Source organism: Sphingobium mellinum, from assembly GCF_037860795.1.
Classification (GTDB): Bacteria; Pseudomonadota; Alphaproteobacteria; order Sphingomonadales; family Sphingomonadaceae; genus Sphingobium; species Sphingobium mellinum.
On sequence record NZ_JBANRK010000001.1, the window covers coordinates 144964 to 164124 of the forward strand.

Below are 19161 nucleotides of genomic sequence, written 5' to 3' on the forward strand. Positions count from 1 at the left end.
GTCAGATCAGATAGCCGACCTCATACAGACCCCAGCGCCGGCCAGCGAACAGCAGCGGCACGAATACGCTGCGTAGCGCGCGGTAGCGACCTTCGCCCAGATCCTGCCGGTAGGTGAAGAGGAAGAAGTCCCCCTCTCCATCGAGCGCGCGACGGGTCTGGCTGTCCATGAAGATTTGGCGGTTGCGCGCATGTTCCATGTTCCAGCGAGCCGATCCGGGTCTCTGAGGCTCGCTGCGCGCGCTGATATGGGTTGGGAGGTAGCCGTTCATGTCGATCAGGCAGCAACCGACGATCGACCGGTCCTGCCCGGTACGGCGATCGAGCAGCGGCCGGATCATCCGGTCGGCGAAAGAGGTGAAGCCATTTTCATACTGGACCGGGTCCGATCCCGCTATGGGGCGATAGTGGGTGTCGAACAGGTCGGCCATGCTGAGCGCGCCGCTGTCGAGCGCCTCGCCGATCAGTGCGGTGACTTCATCCGCCCCTTCTTCCGCCAGAGCAAGATAGCGGCTGTTGCGGGTGCGGTGGCCGCTATGGGCAGCTGTGTTGAGCATGTCGTTCGCCATGCCCTCCAACTGCTCCAGCTGAGCGCGGGCGGTTTCGACCCGGCTCGCGCTTTCGACGGCCGCCTCGCTGAAGATCGTGAGACCCTGCCGCAATGCACCGACGTCCGCGTCGGCTTCATCGGTGCAGGTGACGATGGCATGGGAGCGGTCACCGAACTGCGTCACCAGTGAAGCGATTTCCGCCATGGAAGTTCGCAGCGTGTCGATATGCGCGCTGACGTCATGACCGCGGACGATATTTGCTTCGACCCCGCTGATCAACTGGCGCGCATCTCGGTCCAATTGGCCGAGCTTCTGCCCGACCGAGGCGGCGGAGTCGCCCGCTTGCCCTGCAAGCCGGCGAATTTCATCGGCGACGACGGCGAAGCCCTGGGTCGCCTCTCCGCCGCGCGCCGCTTCGATGGCGGCGTTGACGCCCAGCAGACGGGTCTGACGAGCGATCGCGCCGAGCTGATCGGAAATGCCGCCGACCGTTTCGATCACGTCGAGGAAACTGCGGAGATGGCCTTCAAGGCCTGTGACATGGGCCACAAGGCTGGCCACCTGCTCGAGTGAGAGGGTGATCGCTTCATGCCCTTCAGCGATGATGCGTCCGGCGCGGCGGGCGGTGAGGCTGAGCTCCTGAGCGGCAACAACGCTTTCATTCTGGCTGGCGGCGAGCGTCTCCATGTTGGATCGCAGCTCGCCCAGACGAGCGGAATCGGCGCGGATACGCCGAGTCAGCTCCCCCAGATATCCAGCCGTTTCGCTGCATTGCAACGCGATGTCTCCCGACCGCTCGCCTAGGTCAGTCAACAAATGCTCGTTTTCCAATGGTTGTTCGCCCCCAGCGCTGCGCATGAATACTGCCAAATTAACGATGCAATGCAACACTTAACATTCCGCCAACGGGGGTCAGGCAACTTGCATCCTTGCGACGGCTGTCGGACAAGGGCGCATCATGATGCTCAACTTTCTCGACGCCCTTCGCGCGGCCGGCATTCCGGCCAGCATCAAGGAGCATTTGCTGTTGCTGGAAGCGCTTGATCGCGAGGTGATCGGGCAGCGGCCGGAGGATTTCTATTATCTGGCGCGCGCCACCTATGTGAAGGACGAGGGGCTGCTGGACCGGTTCGACCAGGTGTTCGCCCGCGTATTTCGAGGCGTGCTGGGCTCTGAAAGCATCGAGGCGGCGATACCGGAAGACTGGCTGAAACTGGTAGCCGAGAAATATCTCAGCCCCGAGGAGATGGAGAGGATCAAGTCGCTCGGGGACTGGGACGAGATCATGGCCACGCTGAAAAAGCGGCTGGAGGAACAGAAGGGACGCCACGAAGGCGGCAGCAAATGGATCGGCACGGGCGGCACGTCGCCCTTCGGCAATGGCGGCTACAACCCCGAAGGCGTGCGGATCGGGGGGGAGAGCCGGCACAAGCGCGCCATCAAGGTGTGGGAAAAGCGCGAGTTCGCCAATCTGGACAGCAGCAAGGAACTGGGCACCCGCAACATCAAGCTCGCGCTGCGCCGGCTCCGTCGCTTCGCGCGGGAGGGCGCGGCCGACGAACTGGATCTGGAGGGTACGATCCGCGGAACCGCGCGGCAGGGATGGCTGGACATCCGCATGCGGCCTGAACGACACAATGCGGTCAAGCTGTTGCTGTTCCTGGACGTGGGTGGATCGATGGACCCGTTCATCACGCTGTGCGAGGAACTGTTTTCGGCCGCGACCAGCGAATTCAAGAACATGGAATTCTTCTACTTCCACAACTGCCTCTACGAAGGGGTGTGGAAGGACAATCGCCGTCGCTTTTCGGAGCGTATTCCAACCTGGGACATCCTGCACAAATATGGCCATGACTATAAGGTCGTGATCGTCGGCGATGCGGCCATGAGCCCCTATGAGATCCTGCAGCCCGGCGGATCGGTAGAGCATATGAACGACGAAAGCGGCGCGGTGTGGCTCGGAAGGTTGCTGCATACCTACCCGGCGGCAGTGTGGCTCAATCCGGCGACGCAGGCCTACTGGGAGTATAGCCAGTCCACCACGATCATCCGCGATATCATGAGTGATCGCATGTATCCGCTGACGGTCGAGGGGATTGATGACGCCATGCGGGAGCTGACGCGAAAACGGTGACCGGCACGCCCTCCATTACATGACCGATTTTTGATCTTCGTCCGATCGACGAGGGCGGCTTTGGGGCGAATTGCCGATCGCGTAGCTGATCCCTTCCCTATATCTTCCTCAATCTGATACTATCCATACCGGCGGCGTTGCAGGCTCCGATCAACATGATGAGTCAGAATCGGCAGGCCGCCAAGGACTGGCTGGAAGCGCTGCCAGATTACGAAACGAACTGTGGTCCGAGACCAAAATCGCCGATCTGCACGGCAAGATCGACAAGCTGCGTTAAAGGCCGGGCGAGGCGGCCTGACATTCAATCCCCAACTTCCGGTTCGAAGAGAACGCCCCCGGTCATGGGCCGGGGAGCGCCGGTCGTGCCGGGAAAGCTGATCGGCAGCTGTTTGAGGTGACGAACCGCCATATAGGCAAAGCCCTGCGCTTCGAGCGCATCGCCATCCCAGCCGAGTTCGTCCACGGGGCGAACCTGCGTGCGCGTATGGGTGGCCAGCATCTGCATGAGCGTGGCGTTGTGGCGACCGCCACCCGCCACATAAATATGGTCGGGGTGGCCGGGAAGATGATCGAGCCCCCGGGCGATGGCAGCGGCTGTAAAGGCGGTGAGTGTCGCGGCGCCATCTTCGAGGCTTAGCCCGCGGACCGCGTCGATAGTGAAGGCTTCGCGATCGATACTTTTGGGCGGCGGCATGTCGAACCAGGGATCGGCCAGCATGGCGGCAAGGCGCTGCTGATCCACGCGGCCCTGCGCCGCCGTCGCGCCATTTTCATCGAATCCGCGAGCGCTATGCGTCCGCATCCAGTTGTCGATGAGGCCGCTCGCCATGCCGGTGTCGAAGGCCGTGATGCTGCCGTCCTGCGCGATCGCGGTGATGTTGGCCACCCCGCCCAGGTTCAGGATGGCGACCGGCTTGGCCAGATCATGCGCCAGCGCGCGGTGATAGACGGGAAGCAGCGGTGCGCCCTGCCCTCCGGCGACGACGTCGGCGCTGCGCAGGTCGGCAACGATGCGAATGCCAAAGGCTCCGGCAAGGGCAGGCGCATCGCCAATCTGCCAGGTCCAGCGTCGCTCGGGACGATGGGCAACCGTGTGGCCATGAAAGCCGATGACGGCTATGTCCTGCGCGACATGGCCGCTGCGGGCGAGCAGGTCGGAAACGGCCTCGACATGCAGTTCGGTCAGTTCCTCCTCGACAGAATGAATCAATGGTTCGAAGCCGGGCTTGTCCATGGCCATGGCACGCTGGCAGGCTTCGGCCAGACGGACGCGAAACCCTTCATGATAGGGCATCGCGTGGAAAGTGACGGCCCGGGCATGGCCTTCGCCGTCGGTTTCGATCAAGGCGGCGTCGATCCCGTCGCGCGACGTGCCTGACATGAGGCCGATTGCCAGCATTTTGCTCATTTCTTATTCTACCATGTCCCGCGTTGAGGCCTTACCCTGTTAAAGAAGAAGAATGGCGTCGCGACAAGGTCGGGATGACGGGGAGTGACGTTCCCATTCCGCGATGCTAGAGGGCGCGCCATCATGACCAGCTACAAGTCCGACCTGCTTCGCCTGCTCGAAACGCGGGGCTACATTCACCAGCTGACCGATGCGGAAGGGCTCGACGCCCTCGCCGACGAGCAGATCGTGCCCGGTTATATCGGTTTCGATCCTACCGCCCCGTCGCTGCATGTCGGCCATTTGGTGTCGATCATGATGCTGCGGCAGTTGCAGAAGGCAGGGCACAAGCCAATCGTCCTGATGGGCGGAGGCACCGGCAAGATCGGCGACCCGAGCTTCAAGGACGAGGCGCGCAAGCTGCTGGCACCGGACACGATCGCGGAGAATGTCGCGAGCATCAAGCGAGTGTTCGAGCGGTTCCTCACGTTCGGCGACGGGCCGACCGATGCCATCATGCTGGACAATGCGGAGTGGCTCGACCGGCTGGAATATATCCCTTTCCTGCGCGACATCGGCCAGCATTTTTCGGTCAACCGGATGCTGAGTTTCGATTCAGTGAAGCTGCGGCTGGACCGGGAGCAGTCATTGAGCTTCCTCGAATTCAACTACATGATCTTTCAGGCCTATGATTTCCTGGAACTGTCGCGGCGTTCGGGCTGCCGATTGCAGATGGGCGGGTCGGACCAGTGGGGCAATATCGTCAACGGGGTGGAGCTTGCCCGCCGCGCCGATGGAACGCACGTGTTCGGTCTCACCACGCCGCTGCTGACCAACGCGGACGGCACCAAGATGGGCAAGACCGTGGGCGGCGCGGTGTGGTTGAACGAGGATCAGCTGTCTAGCTACGACTACTGGCAGTTCTGGCGGAATAGTGCCGACGTTGATGTGGCGAATCGACTGCGACTGTTTACCGACCTGCCGATGGACGAAGTCAAACGGCTGGCCGCGCTGCAGGGCGCGGAGATCAACGAAGCCAAGAAGATCCTGGCCAATGAGGCGACGGCGCTGTGCCGGGGCGCCGAGGCGGCTGCACTGGCGGCGGAAACGGCGCGCAGGACCTTTGAGGAAGGCGCTTCGGACGCCAATCTGCCGACGATCAGCCTGGGGACAGAAGGGCTGAATGTCGTGCAGGGCACGACCGCTCTTGGCTTTGCCTCGTCCAACAAGGAAGTGCGGCGCAAGCTGGCGGAAGGTGCGATCCGCGTGAATGGTGAAGTGGTGAGCGATCCCGCCCTGACATTGAAGCCTGGCGACAAGCTAAGCTTCGGCGCAAAGAAACATGGATTAGTAACTGCCTGAAATTGTTAAAGCCTAACGGTGAATTAACGCTGTTCGTTAGGGAAGATTGCAGGATCGAAGCTTTAGTCTTGGTCCATGCCTTCGGTTCTTGCCAGCCTCGCCCATGTCGCCAAGTCGCGGGAACCCTCCGTCAATCAGCGACGTGCTCCTCGCATTTTAGTCGATTTCGTCAGTCACCTCAGCGCACGTGGCCAGTCCCATGGCGTGCGCATCATCAACATTTCCGCACTGGGATTGATGTGCCGCACCGAGGCGGAGCTTTTGATCGGCGAGCGGGTGTCGGTGTGGCTGCCCATTGCCAAGGATGTGCAGGCCGAGGTCCGCTGGGCCGAAGACAGCCGCATCGGCGTGGAGTTTCGCGTGCCGATCGAAGCGCGCATCTATGACGCGATGCTCGCGCTCATCCCGCCGCGCCAGACGGCCTGGTAAAGACCTTTTCGAAACCCTCTCCTGCATCGATGCGTTGGCGCGAACGAACGAGCGCCTGCGGCATCGCATCCGCAGGAATTTCATCATCGCCTCGCGCACTTCGCGGCGCAGGTCGGAGGCCGCCATCGCGGTGATGGGGTGCAGGCTGAAGTCCCATTGCATGAACTGGCAACGATAAGAATGTGGGATGATTTTGCTGCCGCAGCATCAGCCCATCGCGGAAATTTGCCGACGGGCGGGATCATCCGGACTCAACCGCTGCGGAGCAGCCCTACCGCGGCATCACGTTCAAAGAGGTAAAGACAGGTGCGTGCGGCCTGACCGCGCGCGTCGTGCAGACCGCCGTCGCGGTCAATAAGGAGATGGGCATCGTCCCGTGCGCATTCGAGCAGTGCGGAAAGATGCTCAGGGGTGGCGAGCTTGAGCTGTGCTTCGCCGGACTGACGGGTGCCCAGGATTTCGCCGGCACCGCGCAGGCGCAGGTCTTCCTCGGCGATGCGAAAGCCATCGTTGGTTTCCCGCATCAGCGCCAGACGGGCCCGGGAGGTTTCCGACAGTGCGCCGCCGCGCAAAAGAATACAGACGCTGTGGTTCTGGCCGCGGCCCACCCGGCCGCGGAGCTGGTGGAGTTGCGCGAGCCCAAAGCGATCGGCGCCCTCTATGATGATGAGGTTGGCATTGGGAACGTCGACGCCGACTTCGATGACCGTGGTAGCAACGAGAATTTTCGTGCGGCCCATGGCGAAGGCTTCCATGGCTGCGTCCTTGTCCGGCCCCTTCATACGGCCGTGGACAAGGCCGACCAGGTCGGCAAACCGGCTTTTGAGCATTTCGGCGCGCGCTTCGGCAGCTGCAAGATCGCTGGTCTCGCTTTCCTCGACCAGCGGGCAGACCCAATAGGCTTGCCCCCCCCCATCGATATGGCGGGCCAGCGCCTCCACCACCTCATCGAGCCGGTTCGCCGCCATGACCACCGTCTGGATCGGCTGGCGGCCGGGCGGCATTTCATCCAGCCGGGACACGTCCATTTCGCCATAATAGGTGAGCGTCAGGGTGCGTGGGATGGGCGTTGCGGTCATCACCAGAAGATGCGGCGTGCGGTCTGCCTTGGCCGCGAGCATCATGCGCTGTGCAACGCCGAAGCGATGCTGTTCGTCGATCACGGCCAGGGCAAGATTCCTGTAGCGCACCGCTTCCTGGAAAATGGCGTGGGTGCCGACGAGGATGTCGATACTGCCGTCGGCGAGGCCCATCAGCGTGGATTCGCGCGCCCTGCCCTTTTCCCGACCGGTTAGAATGGCGATGGTGACGGGTAGGCCCGATGCCATCTTGCGCAGCGTTTCATGATGCTGGCGCGCGAGGATCTCGGTAGGCGCCAGCAAAGCCCCCTGCGCACCAGCTTCCACCGTGTTGAGCAGGGCCATGAGCGCGACGAGCGTCTTGCCCGATCCGACATCGCCTTGCAGCAGCCGGAGCATGGGAACAGGTTGCGCCATGTCGCCGTCTATTTCCCCGATCGCACGGCGCTGCGCGCCCGTGGGCTCAAAGGGTAGTTTCAGCAGATCGCGCAGGCGACCATCGCCGGCGATGGGGACGCCCCGCCGCTTGCGCGAGGATTGGCGAACCAGCATGAGCGCGAGTTGGCCGGCGAAAATCTCGTCATAGGCGAGCCGTTCGCGCGCGACGAGGTCGGACGGATCGGCATGGGCGCGGGTCAACGCCTCGCGCCAGGACGGCCAGCCCTTGCGCGCGAAAAGGCTGGGTTCGATCCATTCGGGAAGATCGGGCGCGCGGGCGAGCGACTGGCCAACAAGGTCGCGCAGGCGATTGTTGGTCAGCCCCTCGGAGAGCCCATAGACGGGCTCGCGTGCCGGGATCGTGGCGGCTTCCTCGGGCGGGAGGACATGGTCGGGATGCACGATCTGGAGATTGTCGCCATAAGCCTCCAGCTTGCCCGACACGAATTTGGGTTCGCCCAGCGGCAGCAGCTTGCGCGGCCAGGCGCTGTTGCGGCCGAAATAGACGAGGGCGACGCTGTTGCCTTGGCGATCCTGCGCCATCACGCGAAACGGCGCGCGCGCACTGCCCGAAGCGCGATAATCGGTCGGCGTCAACGTGATGCCGATGATTCGGCCCGAATCGGACAAATTCAGCTCATCCGCCATCCGCCGATCGATGAAACTAACCGGCAAATGGAAGGCAACGTCGATCGCGCGGGCGAGGCCCAGCCGCTCCAGCGGCCTGGCCAGCGCCGGGCCGACGCCCTTGAGTGCCTCTATTTCGGCGAAGAGTGGGTTGAGGATATCCGGGCGCATGTCTATCTGACCGCATCTAGCCCAGCCGAGACGATGCGCAAACATCCGATCGGCGACGTCAGCATGTCCGCGCAAGGAACAAATTGTGAACGAAGACCCCCGTATCCGCCGCCTGCAGTTCCGGGCGTGGCATCGTGGCATCAAGGAAGCCGACCTGGCCGTTGGGGGCTTTTTCGACCGCCATCACGACGAATGGAGCGAGGCGGAAATCGCCTGGTTCGAACGCTTCATGGATGAACAGGACGCGGACATAATGGCGTGGGCGCTCGGCACATTGCCGGTGCCGAAGGAATGGCAAGGGCCGATGTGGGACAAGTTCGCCCGCCTGGATTTCGTCGAAATCGGAAAGAAGTGACCCGCCGCCCCGCGCTGCCCCCGACACGGGAATGACGAACCTTCTATGACCGATCTCCTGAAAATCCTCAAAGCCTCATCCCCGATCACCCTGTCGGGCGTGCCGGGGGGCTTCCAGCCCTGGCTGCTGGCGGACATTGCCCGGGCGGCGGCGGCGCGCGCGATCTTCGTCGCGCCGGACGAGCAGTTGATGCGGGCAGTGGCGGATACCGCGCATTATTTCGCGCCGGAGATAGAGATTGTCGAGATACCGGCCTGGGACTGCCTGCCCTATGACCGGGCCAGTCCGTCGCTACGCACGGCCTCCGCGCGGCTGGCGGGACTTCATGCGTTGCAGGCGAAGCCCAAGGGGCCGCAGCTTGTCCTAACCACCATCAACGCGCTGACCCAGCGCACTTTGACACCTTTCCGCGTGCGGCAGCTGGTGGCGAAGCTCGCCCCCAAAGAGCGGATCGCGATTTCACGGCTGGCGGAGATGTTGCAGTCCAACGGCTATGTGCGAACGGACACGGTGCACGACCGGGGCGAGTTCGCCATTCGGGGCGGCATCGTCGACCTGTTCCCCGGTGGCGAGGAACAGCCGTTGCGGCTTGATTTCTTCGGGGACGAGATCGAAACGGTGCGCCGTTTCGACCCGGCCGATCAGCGCACCAGTGGCAGCGTCGAGGGTTTCACCCTGCTGCCAGCGTCGGAAGCGCTGCTGGATGAGGAAACGATCAAGCGGTTTCGCAGCCGGTATCGCGAGATTTTCGGCGCGACCGCGACCGGCGACCCGCTCTATCAGGCAGTGAGTGACGGGCGGCGGCTGGCGGGCATGGAACATTGGCTGCCGCTGTTCGAGGAACGGCTGGTGCCGATGACCGATCATCTGGGCGATGATGCGATCATCGTGCTCGACCATGGCATCGTCGGAGCGACCGAAGCACGGTTCGAGGCGATCCGCGATTATCACGCCAACCGCCTGCAGGCGAAGTCGTCGGATCCGGGCGCGTACCGCCCGCTGGAGCCCAAGGCACTCTATCTGGATGCGGAGGAATGGCATGGGATCGCGCGCGATTGGCCGATGCATGCCACCACGCCCTTCCACGAGCCGGAGAGCGCCACGGTCGTCGATTTCGAAGTCGACGGCCCGCGCGATTTCGCGCCGGAGCGGGCGCAGAACGCCAATGTCTATGAAGCGGTAGGCCAGCATATCGCATTCCTGCAACGCACGAAGAAGAAGGTGGTGATCGCCAGCTATTCGGTGGGCGCGCGGGAACGGTTGTCGGGCCTGTTGGTCGATCATGGATTGAAACGCATCGCGGCGGCGGACAGCTGGCAGGAAGCGCTGGGCATCGCGGCCAATGGCAGCACGGTGCTGACCGTCCTGCCGCTCGACCATGGCTTCACCGCGCCCGACGTGGCGGTGCTGACCGAGCAGGACATGCTGGGCGACCGTCTGGTGCGGCGGGCCAGGCGCAAGAAGAGTTCCGACGCCTTCCTGGCCGAACTGGCGACCTTGTCGCCGGGCGATCTGGTCGTCCATATGGACCATGGTATCGGCCGCTACGAAGGGCTGACCCAGATCCCGGTGGCCAAGGCGGCGCACGACTGCGTCGCGCTGGAATATGCGGGCGGTGACAAGCTGTATGTGCCAGTCGAAAATCTGGAGGTCCTGTCCCGCTATGGTTCCGACAGCGAGGGCGTAAGCCTGGACAAGCTGGGCGGCGAGGCTTGGCAGCGGCGCAAGGCCAGGATGAAGGAGCGCATCCGCGAGATTGCGGGTGAACTGCTCAAGACCGCAGCCGAGCGCGCGCTGCGGTCGGCGACTGTAGCAGAGCCCGACAGCGCCGGATATCCGGCCTTTGTCGATCGCTTTCCCTATCAGGAGACTGACGATCAGGACCGCGCCATTGGCGACGTGATCGATGACCTGGGCGCGGGCAAGCCGATGGACCGGCTGGTGTGCGGCGATGTCGGCTTTGGCAAGACAGAGGTTGCCTTGCGCGCTGCTTTTGTCGCGGCCCTGGCGGGGATGCAGGTGGTGGTGATCTGCCCAACTACCCTGCTCGCCCGGCAGCATCACATGAATTTCGAGGAACGCTTCCGGGGCTTCCCGGTAAAAATCGGCCGTCTGTCGCGGCTGGTGCCGGACAAGGAAGCGAAGGCGGTGAAGGCGGGCCTCGCCGACGGGACGGTAGACATCGTGGTCGGCACCCATGCGCTGCTGGCGAAGGGGCTCGAGTTCAAGCGGCTGGGCCTGGTCATCGTGGACGAGGAACAACGGTTCGGCGTGACGCACAAGGAACGTCTGAAGTCGCTGAAGACCGATGTTCATGTGCTGACGCTGACGGCAACGCCGATCCCCCGCACATTGCAGATGGCGATGTCCGGCTTGCGTGAGCTGTCGGTGATACAGACACCGCCAGTCGATCGTCTGGCGGTGCGGACCTATGTCATGCCGTGGGACGGAGTGGTGATCCGCGAAGCGCTGCTGCGGGAACATTATCGCGGTGGACAGAGCTTCGTCGTGGTCCCGCGCATTTCCGACCTGACCGAGATCGAGGAATTCCTGCGCATCGAGGTCCCCGAAGTGCGCCCGGTCGTCGCCCATGGCCAGATGGCGGCGAGCGAGGTCGAAGAGCGCATGTCCGCATTCTACGACAAGCGCTATGATGTGCTGCTGTCCACCACGATCGTTGAAAGCGGGTTGGACATTCCGTCTGCCAACACCCTCATCATCCACCGCGCCGACCGCTTTGGGCTGGCACAGCTCTACCAGTTGCGCGGAAGGGTGGGCCGGTCGAAGACGCGGGCCTATGCCTATTTGACGACGCCTGCCAACCGGGTCATTACCGATACTGCGGAAAAGCGGCTGAAGGTGCTGTCCGATCTGGATACGCTGGGTGCCGGGTTCCAGCTGGCGAGCCACGACCTGGACATTCGCGGTGCTGGCAATCTGGTAGGCGACGAACAGTCGGGCCACATCAGGGAAGTGGGCTTCGAACTCTACCAGTCGATGCTGGAAGACGCGATCCTGGAGGCGAAGGCCGGCGGCGCGGGAATCGAAAAGCGGGACAGCTTCTCGCCGCAGATGACCGTCGATGCGCCTATCCTCATCCCGGAGGACTATGTGCCGGATCTGGACCTGCGCATGGGTCTTTACCGCCGCCTGAACGAGGTGGAGGACCGGCAAGGGCTGGAAGCGTTTGCCGCCGAACTGATCGATCGGTTCGGGAAGCTGCCGTCAGCGACGCAGAACCTGTTGAAGATCATCGAGATCAAACAAAATTGCGTCGCCGCGAACATCGCGAAGATCGATGTCGGACCCAAGGGCGCGCTTGTCAGTTTCTTTGAAGACCGTTTCCCCCGGCCCGAGGGGCTGGTCGCCTATATCCAGCGACTGAATGGCGTCGCGCGCCTGCGGCCGGACAGCAAGCTGGTGCTGAACCGGGCCTGGGCCGATCCGGCGGCGCGGCTCAACGGCGCGCTGCAACTGTCGAAGGGGCTGGCGAAGGCGGCGGGTTGAGCAGCGGCGGCTGACGGGCTCAGGGCTTCAGCGCCAGGGCAACCAGTTCGGCCGAGGACACGCCGGCCGAACGCAAAAAGCCTTGATAATAATCGCAGCCCTCGCGGGTCAGCAGGTCCAGCTGTTGTTCGGTTTCCACCCCTTCGGCGATGACGCGCAGACCGAGCGACTTCGCCATATGGATCACGCCGCGCACGATGATGCGGTCGCGGGCGGTGCCGGCAATGTCCTGCGCCAGTCCGCTGTCGATCTTCAGATAGTCGAGCGGCAGGCTCTTCAAATAGGCAAGACTGGAATAGCCGGTGCCAAAATCGTCGACAGCGACGGCGAGCCCTTCGGCACGCAGTGCCGCGAGGAGCACGGTGGCGTTGTCGACATCCTCGATCAGGCCGCTTTCGGTAATCTCAACTGTCAGGCGCGATCGGGGGAAGCCGCTGATGTCGACCAGGTTCAGGAACTGCGGCATGAAGCCGGGCTGAGCAATGTCATCCGCGGTGACGTTGATTGAAAGGCGCAAATGGGACAGGGCGGCCGGCCAAGCGGCAGCCTGACGCAGCGCCTCGCCCTGGATATGGGCGGAGAGGGGCAGCATATAATCGGAGCGTTCGGCCGTGGCGAACAACATGCCCGCGCCCAAGGGACCGTAATGGGGATGATTCCAGCGGGCGAGCGCTTCCACTCCGACCATCGCTCGGCCGCTGGCGGGATATTGCGGTTGAAAGACAATGCCGATCTCGCCGCGATGGAGCGCAAGGCGCAGGTCGGTTTCAAGCTGGTCGGCGTCGACCTGACGGCTGCGCTTTTCCGCCGAGAAAATACGGATCCCCTCACCGGCTCCAGCCCGTGCATCGGCCAGCGCTGTTCCGGCGCGACGGAGCAGGGCCGTGGCGTCGTCTTCGGGGCGGGACTGCGCGATGCCGCAGCGGGCGGTCAGTCGGATCAGATGGTCCCCGGCGCTGAAAGGCCGTCCGACCGCCCCGATCAGCTGGCGCGCGAGCAAGGTGGCGCGATCGGCGGCGGCGGCTTCGGCGGTCAGCCCGATCAGAAATTCAGTGCCGGCGATTCGCGCAACCATGGCGTCATGCGCGACTTCGTCGGTCATACGTTCGATGCGTCGCGCGATGCGACCAAGCAGAGCATCGCCGACGACCTGCCCATAAGCGGCGTTCATCCGATCGAACTGGCTGATGGAGAGCAGCAGCACCGTTGTAGCGAGGCCCGAGCGCGCCTCGATCCATTCGAGAGCTGCCTGACGCGAGCGAACGCCCGTCAGGTCGTCCCGTCCGACAGCTTCCTGCCCGTGCGACCCAGACAGCCATTCGACATCGGCCGCGACGATCCCGTCGACAAGCCGCAAATGATGGACAAGCCGATCCTCGGTCCCTCCGGGAGCAAGGTGGGCAAAGGCTTCGGCCCTGCCCGAGCGCATCATGCCGCGCAGGGTAGCGATGACGGAGCGGCGCTCAGAACGCGGCAGTCGGCGCACGAACGCAGCGGGCGAAATGGTCGGGCGGTCGAGTTGCAGATGACGCGCCAGATTGTCGCTGAGGCGGATAAGGCCGCTGGCATCCTGTTCCCAGAACAGGGCGTCGCCCCGGCGGATGCGTTGAGCACGGCGGCTGTGCGTTGCCCCTCCCCCAAGCCGGTCCACCAGACGCTGGGCAGACGCAAGCGTCGCGCGCATCTCCTCGTCGGAGAAGGGAGCGGCAATGAAATGGGTCGCGCCGGCTTCCAGCAGCAGCGGAACAGCGGTGAGAGCCTGATGATCGACCAGCGCGACCAGGGCGCCCCCGCCAGCGTCCACCGCCGGGCCAAGCGATACGATAAGCCGCGTATCGCCCTCCCGAGTGCCGCGCATATCGACAAGTGCGATCTGAGCATCGCTATGCAGGAAACGTTGCGCCGCGTCGGCCGGACGGCGGGCAGCAATCGCGCGCCAGCCGACCTGACGCACGACCTGCGACAGGCTGTCCCGGTCTCCTGGAGAAAGGATGAAGAGGCTGCGCTGTCCGTCTAATGCGGTTTCACCGCTCACGCCTGATACTCCCCCGGGGTCGCGCTTCGCCGTACCCTAGCCTTCAACCGTTAGCGAGCGGTTCACGATGTCGCAACCGCTGGCGCTTGCGCAGTGCGGGTGCATGGCCTAGCTAATCATCGTGGACAGCATTGATCCCCAGCACGCTGCGCTAACCGACGCTTTCGGTCGCCGGATCAGCTATTTGCGAATTTCGGTGACGGATCGCTGTGACCTGCGCTGCCGCTATTGCATGGCGGAGCGGATGACCTTCCTGCCCCGCAACGAACTTCTGACGCTGGAGGAGGTCGCGCTGCTCGCGGATTTGTTCATCGCGCGCGGGATCACCAAGATTCGGCTGACCGGCGGGGAACCGCTGGTACGGCGCGACATTATTGACCTCGTCCGCCGCATTGGACGCCATCTGGGCGCGGGCCTTGACGAGGTCACACTCACCACCAACGGCACGCAACTAGCGCCCCAGGCGCAGGCGTTGTTCGACGCCGGGGTTCGGCGGATCAATGTCAGCCTCGACAGCCTGAACCCCGAGCGCTTTGCCCACGTGACGCGCCGGGGCGACATCCGACTGGTGCTGGACGGGCTGGAGGCAGCGCGGACGGCCGGTCTGAAGATCAAGATCAACATGGTTGCGCTGAAAGGCATCAATGAGGATGAAATCCCTTCAATGCTGCGCTGGTGCGACAGCCAGGGCTTCGACCTGACGCTCATAGAGACAATGCCGCTCGGCGAGACCGGCGACGCGCGGACCGATCACTACCTGCCGCTGACGTCGGTGATGGAGCGTTTGAGGGAACATCACAGCGTCGATACCGTCGCTGATCGCACCGGCGGCCCCGCGCGCTATTATCGTGTCGCGGGTTTAGACGCGCGGCTCGGCCTGATCACGCCCCTCACCCGCAACTTCTGCGCAGATTGCAACCGCATCCGCATGACATGCGAGGGCAAGATCTACATGTGCCTGGGTCATGAGGACCATGTCGACCTGAAGGGCGCCTTTCGCAGCGGCGGTTTGGCGGCGGTCCAGCCGCTAATCGACAAGGCGATGCGGCTGAAACCCGAGCGGCATGATTTCCGTATCGGCGCAGGCGAACGACCGGCCGTAAGACGCCATATGAGCGTAACCGGCGGATGACCGAGGAACTGCGGCGGGCGCTGTTTGCCTCCCCGACCCAGCCAGCGAAGGCGGCGGAGGAAAGGCTTCGCGCCGCCTACGACTTCGTGCCGATCGAGCAGGCAGATATCGTAGTGGCGCTGGGCGGCGACGGCTTCATGCTCCAGACGCTTCATTCCATGCTGGAAGGCCGGCGCATCCTGCCCGTGTTCGGCATGAACCTGGGCACTGTCGGCTTCCTGATGAACGAATGGCGGCTGGAACGCCTGGACCAGCGGATCGAGACTGCGAAACACTATAAGGTGAACCCGCTGCGCATGACCGTCGAAACGGTGGACGGAGAGCATTTTTCGATTCCAGCGATCAACGAGGTTTCGCTGCTGCGCGAAACCCGCCAGACGGCGAAGCTCGAAGTCCAGGTCGATGGCCGCATCGCCCTCACCGAACTGGTGTGCGATGGTGTCCTGGTGGCGACTCCGGCAGGTTCGACCGCCTATAATCTGTCCGCGCACGGCCCTATCCTCCCGCTGGGTTCGAGCCTGGTGGCGCTGACGCCGATCAGCCCCTTTCGGCCGCGACGCTGGCGCGGCGCGATCCTGCCCGAGAATACGGTAATTCGTTTTACCGTGCTTGATCCCGTCAAGCGCCCGGTCAGCGCGGTCGCGGACCAGCGCGAAGTGCGCGACGTGGCGCAGGTGGAAGTAAAAATCGACCGGGCGACACCGCTGACGCTGCTTTTCGACCCGGAACATACGCTGGACGACCGCATCGCCGCCGAACAGTTCATTGCCTGAAAAAATCTTCCACTCTGCCCTTGCCATCCAAAGAATCCCGCTGCTATAGGCGCGGCCTGCCCAGCGAGAGCTGGGCTGCTCCCCGATAGCTCAGCGGTAGAGCATTCGACTGTTAATCGAATGGCCGTAGGTTCGAATCCTACTCGGGGAGCCAAATTTTCTTAGAAAATCAACAGCATTGCTGTGACGGTGGGTTGGGCGCACGCGATGGTAGATCTGTGCCTCCCAGCCATTCCCTTCGCGCGGGTCCCGGGGTCATAAGAGACCCCGGGAGGTCGGCCGATCGCTGATAAGCGCAGACAGCACACCGAGGGATCTTTGTTCGAGACCGCCCGTCCCGCCGGCTGCTGCGTCGTGTTCAGAGCTTCTATCGACCGTCAGCCTTCGACGAGGCCCAGCCAGCAGTCTATCGGGTATGGGTGATCAGCGCACGAAGCGCACCGCGCGGATTGAAAATATCGGCGAGGGGGTATCGCACGCCGATAAGTCCGCTGTCGCCGCAGCACCAACGCGCGGCGTGGGGAAGCCCGTCGTCAGCGCGAGGCGAACTGGCGAGGTTTTGCGGCCATCGCCCAGCGCTGCGGAGTTGCGTCCGGCGCATTTTCGCGCACGAAGCACTGGCCATGGCGAGCGCGCAAATCATGGCAGAGCGCCACTGCCTCGGCGCGACCGCTAAAGCCACTGACCGCCAGGCGTGCATAGGTTGTGCCGTTGACGGAGACCTGGCTGGTCACCACCGGGAGGTTTCCGAGCAGCCTGCTCCGGCGAGCCATGGCAAAATATTTTTCCTTCGCGATCTCACCATTGTCATAGGCACCGAGCTGGACCACCCAATTGCTCGATCCCCGGCCATCCAGGCGCAGGGACGCCTGGACGCGCCGAGGCGCGGCGGCGCGAACCGCCGCGCGGTCGCGAATGACTTCGGCTCGCAGGGGTGCCACCGGCGCGCTGAATGTCGGCGCCGGTGCGTTCTGAGCTGCGGATGCATATTCGGTTTCAACCGGCGCGGCGCCGGGGGTTTCCAACGAGGCGACTTCGGCTGCCGGCTCCGGCTGAGCGCCCGCGCTGGCCTCTGCCAGCGCGGCGGGCGGAGCCTGTGGCGCAAGCGCCAACGCCGTGGGTTGCCCCCCATCGGCCGGGTTCATCGTCACGCCCATGAGCACGGCCACGCGCTCTGTCGCCATCGCCGGCGCAGCGGTCTGGGCCCATTGCGAGATGCGCTGATTGGCAACTAGCGGATCAAGATCGAGCCCCGCCAGCAAGCGGGCGTCCTTCCAGCGCCCGGCGAGCGCATAGGCATAGGCCAGGTTCTGCCGCGTACGCGCGGTTGCGGACTGATCATGAATAGCTTCGGACAGGATACGCACACCTTCGGCGGGGTCGCCGGCCATCGCCATGGCGAGGCCATAATCGCCGGCCGGCACAACGTCCGCATTCGCCGCGAGAAGCTCCCTAGCCGCATCATTCTTGCCCAGCGCCACCTTTACGAGGGCGAGGCTTACGATGGTACGGGCGTCGCGATTGCGCAGCGTCATGGCATCAGTCAACGCCGTTTCGGCAGAGATGAACCGTCCGCTCGCGATATAGGCGCGGCCCAGCAGTTGCCGGGCGGTCGCGTCCTGAGGCGCGGTCTGAACCGCTGCTTCGGCCGAGATGACTGCGCGCGCGCCATCGCCAACAGCCAGCGCCTTTTCAGTAGCGTCCGCCGAACGCCCCGCCTCTGCGATGCTGGAGGGCCGGACAGATGTGCTGGTGCAGGCGGCCAGCGTCATGCTCACGATCAGTGACGAAACCGCCGCCTTGGCGAAAGCCGAGCGCTTCATGTCTGTTTCCCTTCCCTTATTCTTCAACGGCGCGCGGCAATTGCTGCGCCAGCCTTTCGATTTCCGGCAGGCCATCAAGCAGCGCGTCGAGCGCCTGCGTGACCATCTGCTGAGCTGAGCGGCCCGCAACAGCGCAGGCCAGGCGCAGCTTTAAATGGCGCTCCGCATCGATGCGGAGCGTGAACGCAGCCTTGCGACCCTTGATTGCCCGAGTAACGGGGGCGACCGTCTTGACGACGTCCGATAGGCGCTCGGCCAGGTCCTCACGCTCCACGACCACAGGCGGAACCGGAGCCGCGGCGGGCGGCATCGTCATCGGCGTCAAGCCGACAACCGCGCGCGGCTCGGCCGGCACGGGTTCAGGCTCCGTCACATCAAAGCCCATGTCGTTCCAGCCCAGATCATCCTGAAGCAGTGCATTGCCCGCTGGACGACCAAATCCCATGACGGGACGGCGCATGGCCGGCTGGGCAGCGCCTTTGCGGGCGAGCAGGCCGGACGTCAGCGAGGCAAGAGGTTTGGGTTCGGCCATGATCTTTCCCTCCGCCTTACTGGCCAACGACCCGGCGACCGAAGCCGCCGCTTGCAGGACGGCCGGCCACCGCTGTACCGGCGGTGCCGTGGGGCACGGAGAACACGGTCCGCCGGAAATTCTTTTCCAGGCGATCAGAGATATAGGACCAGAGCTGCGTCACTTCATTGGCGGAGCGGCCTTTGGGGTCGACCTCCATGACCGTGCGGCCATCAATCATGGAGGCCGCGAAGTCTGTGCGATGATGCAGCGTGACCGGTGCCACCGTACCATGCTGCGACAGCGCGACAGCGGCTTCGGAGGTGATGCGCGCCTTGGGGGTCGCGGCGTTCACGACGAAGATCAGCGGCTTCCCGGCCCGTTCGCACAGGTCCACGGTTGCCCCGACAGCGCGCAGATCATGCGGGCTGGGACGAGTCGGCACGACGATCAGTTCGGCCACGGAGATGACGCTCTGGATCGCCATGGTAATCGCCGGCGGCGTGTCGATGACGGCGAGCTTGAAGCCCTGTTGGCGCAGAATTTCCAGGTCTGCGGCGAGGCGCGCCACCGTCGTCTGGGCGAAGGCGGGATATTCAGCCTCTCGCTCGTTCCACCAGTCAGCGAGCGAGCCCTGCGGATCGATGTCGATCAGCACGACCGGCCCGGCGCCCGCCATCTGCGCTTGCACGGCGAGATGTCCCGACAGGGTGGTCTTGCCGGACCCGCCCTTCTGCGATGCCAATGCGAGTATGCGCACGCAATTTCCCCCAGAAAATCCAATTCCATAATGAATTGCCATGCCGCCGCCTAAGAATTGGTTAATGGAGCTGCGACCTTGTGGTGAT

General features: G+C 63.8%; 14 protein-coding genes, 1 tRNA gene and 1 pseudogene. 9 read left to right on the forward strand and 7 right to left on the reverse strand.

Translation table 11 applies throughout. The features are described from left to right. Nucleotide 1: 1 nt before the first annotated feature. Nucleotides 2–1366, reverse strand: coding sequence for a methyl-accepting chemotaxis protein (locus AAC640_RS00730; protein ID WP_340264159.1), 1365 nt, complete (start codon nt 1364–1366; stop codon nt 2–4). Nucleotides 1367–1508: 142 nt separating this feature from the next. Between AAC640_RS00730 and AAC640_RS00735 the strand changes: the two genes are divergently transcribed. Continuing rightward, nucleotides 1509–2684 (forward strand): vWA domain-containing protein, encoded by a 1176-nt coding sequence (locus AAC640_RS00735; protein WP_340264160.1) that lies wholly within the window; start codon nt 1509–1511, stop codon nt 2682–2684. Between the two features lie 95 nt (nt 2685–2779). Then, nucleotides 2780–2961: pseudogene (locus AAC640_RS00740) on the forward strand (DUF1003 domain-containing protein); the annotation flags it as partial. 24 nt (nt 2962–2985) lie between these two features. Here AAC640_RS00740 and AAC640_RS00745 read toward each other — a convergent pair. Further along, on the reverse strand, nt 2986–4083 hold the full coding sequence (locus tag AAC640_RS00745; protein ID WP_340264855.1) for an anhydro-N-acetylmuramic acid kinase: 1098 nt from the start codon (nt 4081–4083) through the stop codon (nt 2986–2988). A gap of 132 nt (nt 4084–4215) precedes the next feature. On the opposite strand from AAC640_RS00745, the gene tyrS reads away from it, so the two are divergent. Both tyrS and AAC640_RS00755 read left to right on the forward strand, forming a co-directional pair. After that, entirely contained in the window at nt 4216–5433 is a 1218-nt protein-coding gene (tyrS, locus tag AAC640_RS00750; protein ID WP_340264161.1) for a tyrosine--tRNA ligase, read from the forward strand. A gap of 75 nt (nt 5434–5508) precedes the next feature. After that, a complete protein-coding gene (locus AAC640_RS00755; protein ID WP_340264162.1) occupies nt 5509–5862 on the forward strand; it encodes a PilZ domain-containing protein in 354 nt (117 codons plus the stop codon). A 251-nt stretch (nt 5863–6113) separates the two neighbouring features. On the opposite strand, the gene recG is transcribed toward AAC640_RS00755, so the two are convergent. Then, nucleotides 6114–8177, reverse strand: a complete 2064-nt coding sequence (gene recG / locus AAC640_RS00760) for an ATP-dependent DNA helicase RecG (RefSeq protein ID WP_340264163.1) — start codon at nt 8175–8177, stop codon at nt 6114–6116. 85 nt (nt 8178–8262) lie between these two features. On the opposite strand from recG, the gene AAC640_RS00765 reads away from it, so the two are divergent. After that, complete coding sequence (locus AAC640_RS00765; RefSeq protein ID WP_340264164.1) at nt 8263–8532, forward strand: FAD assembly factor SdhE; 270 nt, start codon at nt 8263–8265, stop codon at nt 8530–8532. Between the two features lie 45 nt (nt 8533–8577). Next, nucleotides 8578–12039, forward strand: a complete 3462-nt coding sequence (gene mfd / locus AAC640_RS00770) for a transcription-repair coupling factor (RefSeq protein ID WP_340264165.1) — start codon at nt 8578–8580, stop codon at nt 12037–12039. A 19-nt stretch (nt 12040–12058) separates the two neighbouring features. Here mfd and AAC640_RS00775 read toward each other — a convergent pair whose 3' ends face one another. Next, nucleotides 12059–14074 carry a putative bifunctional diguanylate cyclase/phosphodiesterase gene (locus tag AAC640_RS00775; protein ID WP_340264166.1) on the reverse strand — a complete coding sequence of 672 codons (2016 nt, stop codon included), beginning with the start codon at nt 14072–14074 and terminating at the stop codon, nt 12059–12061. Between the two features lie 118 nt (nt 14075–14192). Between AAC640_RS00775 and moaA the strand changes: the two genes are divergently transcribed. The 3 genes from moaA (at nt 14193) to AAC640_RS00790 (ending at nt 16133) form a co-directional block, all read left to right on the forward strand. Continuing rightward, nucleotides 14193–15206: a GTP 3',8-cyclase MoaA gene (gene moaA, locus AAC640_RS00780; RefSeq protein WP_422794946.1), complete on the forward strand. Its 1014-nt coding sequence runs from the start codon at nt 14193–14195 to the stop codon at nt 15204–15206. After that, the gene (locus tag AAC640_RS00785; RefSeq protein WP_340264168.1) at nt 15203–15979 is read left to right on the forward strand and encodes an NAD kinase; all 777 of its coding nucleotides are present in this window, start codon (nt 15203–15205) and stop codon (nt 15977–15979) included. Before moaA ends, AAC640_RS00785 begins: the two co-directional genes overlap by 4 nt. A 79-nt stretch (nt 15980–16058) precedes the next feature. Then, a tRNA-Asn gene (locus tag AAC640_RS00790) sits at nt 16059–16133 on the forward strand. Nucleotides 16134–16512: 379 nt separating this feature from the next. On the opposite strand, the gene AAC640_RS00795 is transcribed toward AAC640_RS00790, so the two are convergent. Genes AAC640_RS00795 through AAC640_RS00805 form a run of 3 tightly spaced genes read right to left on the reverse strand, consistent with a single transcriptional unit; the run spans nt 16513 to nt 19073 of the window. Further along, entirely contained in the window at nt 16513–17802 is a 1290-nt protein-coding gene (locus AAC640_RS00795) for an SPOR domain-containing protein (protein WP_340264169.1), read from the reverse strand. Nucleotides 17803–17818: 16 nt separating this feature from the next. Then, nucleotides 17819–18334, reverse strand: coding sequence for a hypothetical protein (locus AAC640_RS00800; RefSeq protein ID WP_340264170.1), 516 nt, complete (start codon nt 18332–18334; stop codon nt 17819–17821). Nucleotides 18335–18350: 16 nt separating this feature from the next. Then, nucleotides 18351–19073 carry an AAA family ATPase gene (locus tag AAC640_RS00805; protein WP_340264171.1) on the reverse strand — a complete coding sequence of 241 codons (723 nt, stop codon included), beginning with the start codon at nt 19071–19073 and terminating at the stop codon, nt 18351–18353. Between the last annotated feature and the right edge of the window lie 88 nt (nt 19074–19161).

Coding starts and splice junctions, on each gene's coding strand:
- AAC640_RS00735 (WP_340264160.1), top strand. CDS start 1,509: ATGATGCTCAACTTTCTCGACGCCCTTCGCGCGGCCGGCATTCCGGCC.
- AAC640_RS00745 (WP_340264855.1), bottom strand. CDS start 4,083: ATGCTGGCAATCGGCCTCATGTCAGGCACGTCGCGCGACGGGATCGAC.
- tyrS (WP_340264161.1), top strand. CDS start 4,216: ATGACCAGCTACAAGTCCGACCTGCTTCGCCTGCTCGAAACGCGGGGC.
- AAC640_RS00755 (WP_340264162.1), top strand. CDS start 5,509: ATGCCTTCGGTTCTTGCCAGCCTCGCCCATGTCGCCAAGTCGCGGGAA.
- recG (WP_340264163.1), bottom strand. CDS start 8,177: ATGCGCCCGGATATCCTCAACCCACTCTTCGCCGAAATAGAGGCACTC.
- mfd (WP_340264165.1), top strand. CDS start 8,578: ATGACCGATCTCCTGAAAATCCTCAAAGCCTCATCCCCGATCACCCTG.
- AAC640_RS00785 (WP_340264168.1), top strand. CDS start 15,203: ATGACCGAGGAACTGCGGCGGGCGCTGTTTGCCTCCCCGACCCAGCCA.
- AAC640_RS00795 (WP_340264169.1), bottom strand. CDS start 17,802: ATGAAGCGCTCGGCTTTCGCCAAGGCGGCGGTTTCGTCACTGATCGTG.
- AAC640_RS00800 (WP_340264170.1), bottom strand. CDS start 18,334: ATGGCCGAACCCAAACCTCTTGCCTCGCTGACGTCCGGCCTGCTCGCC.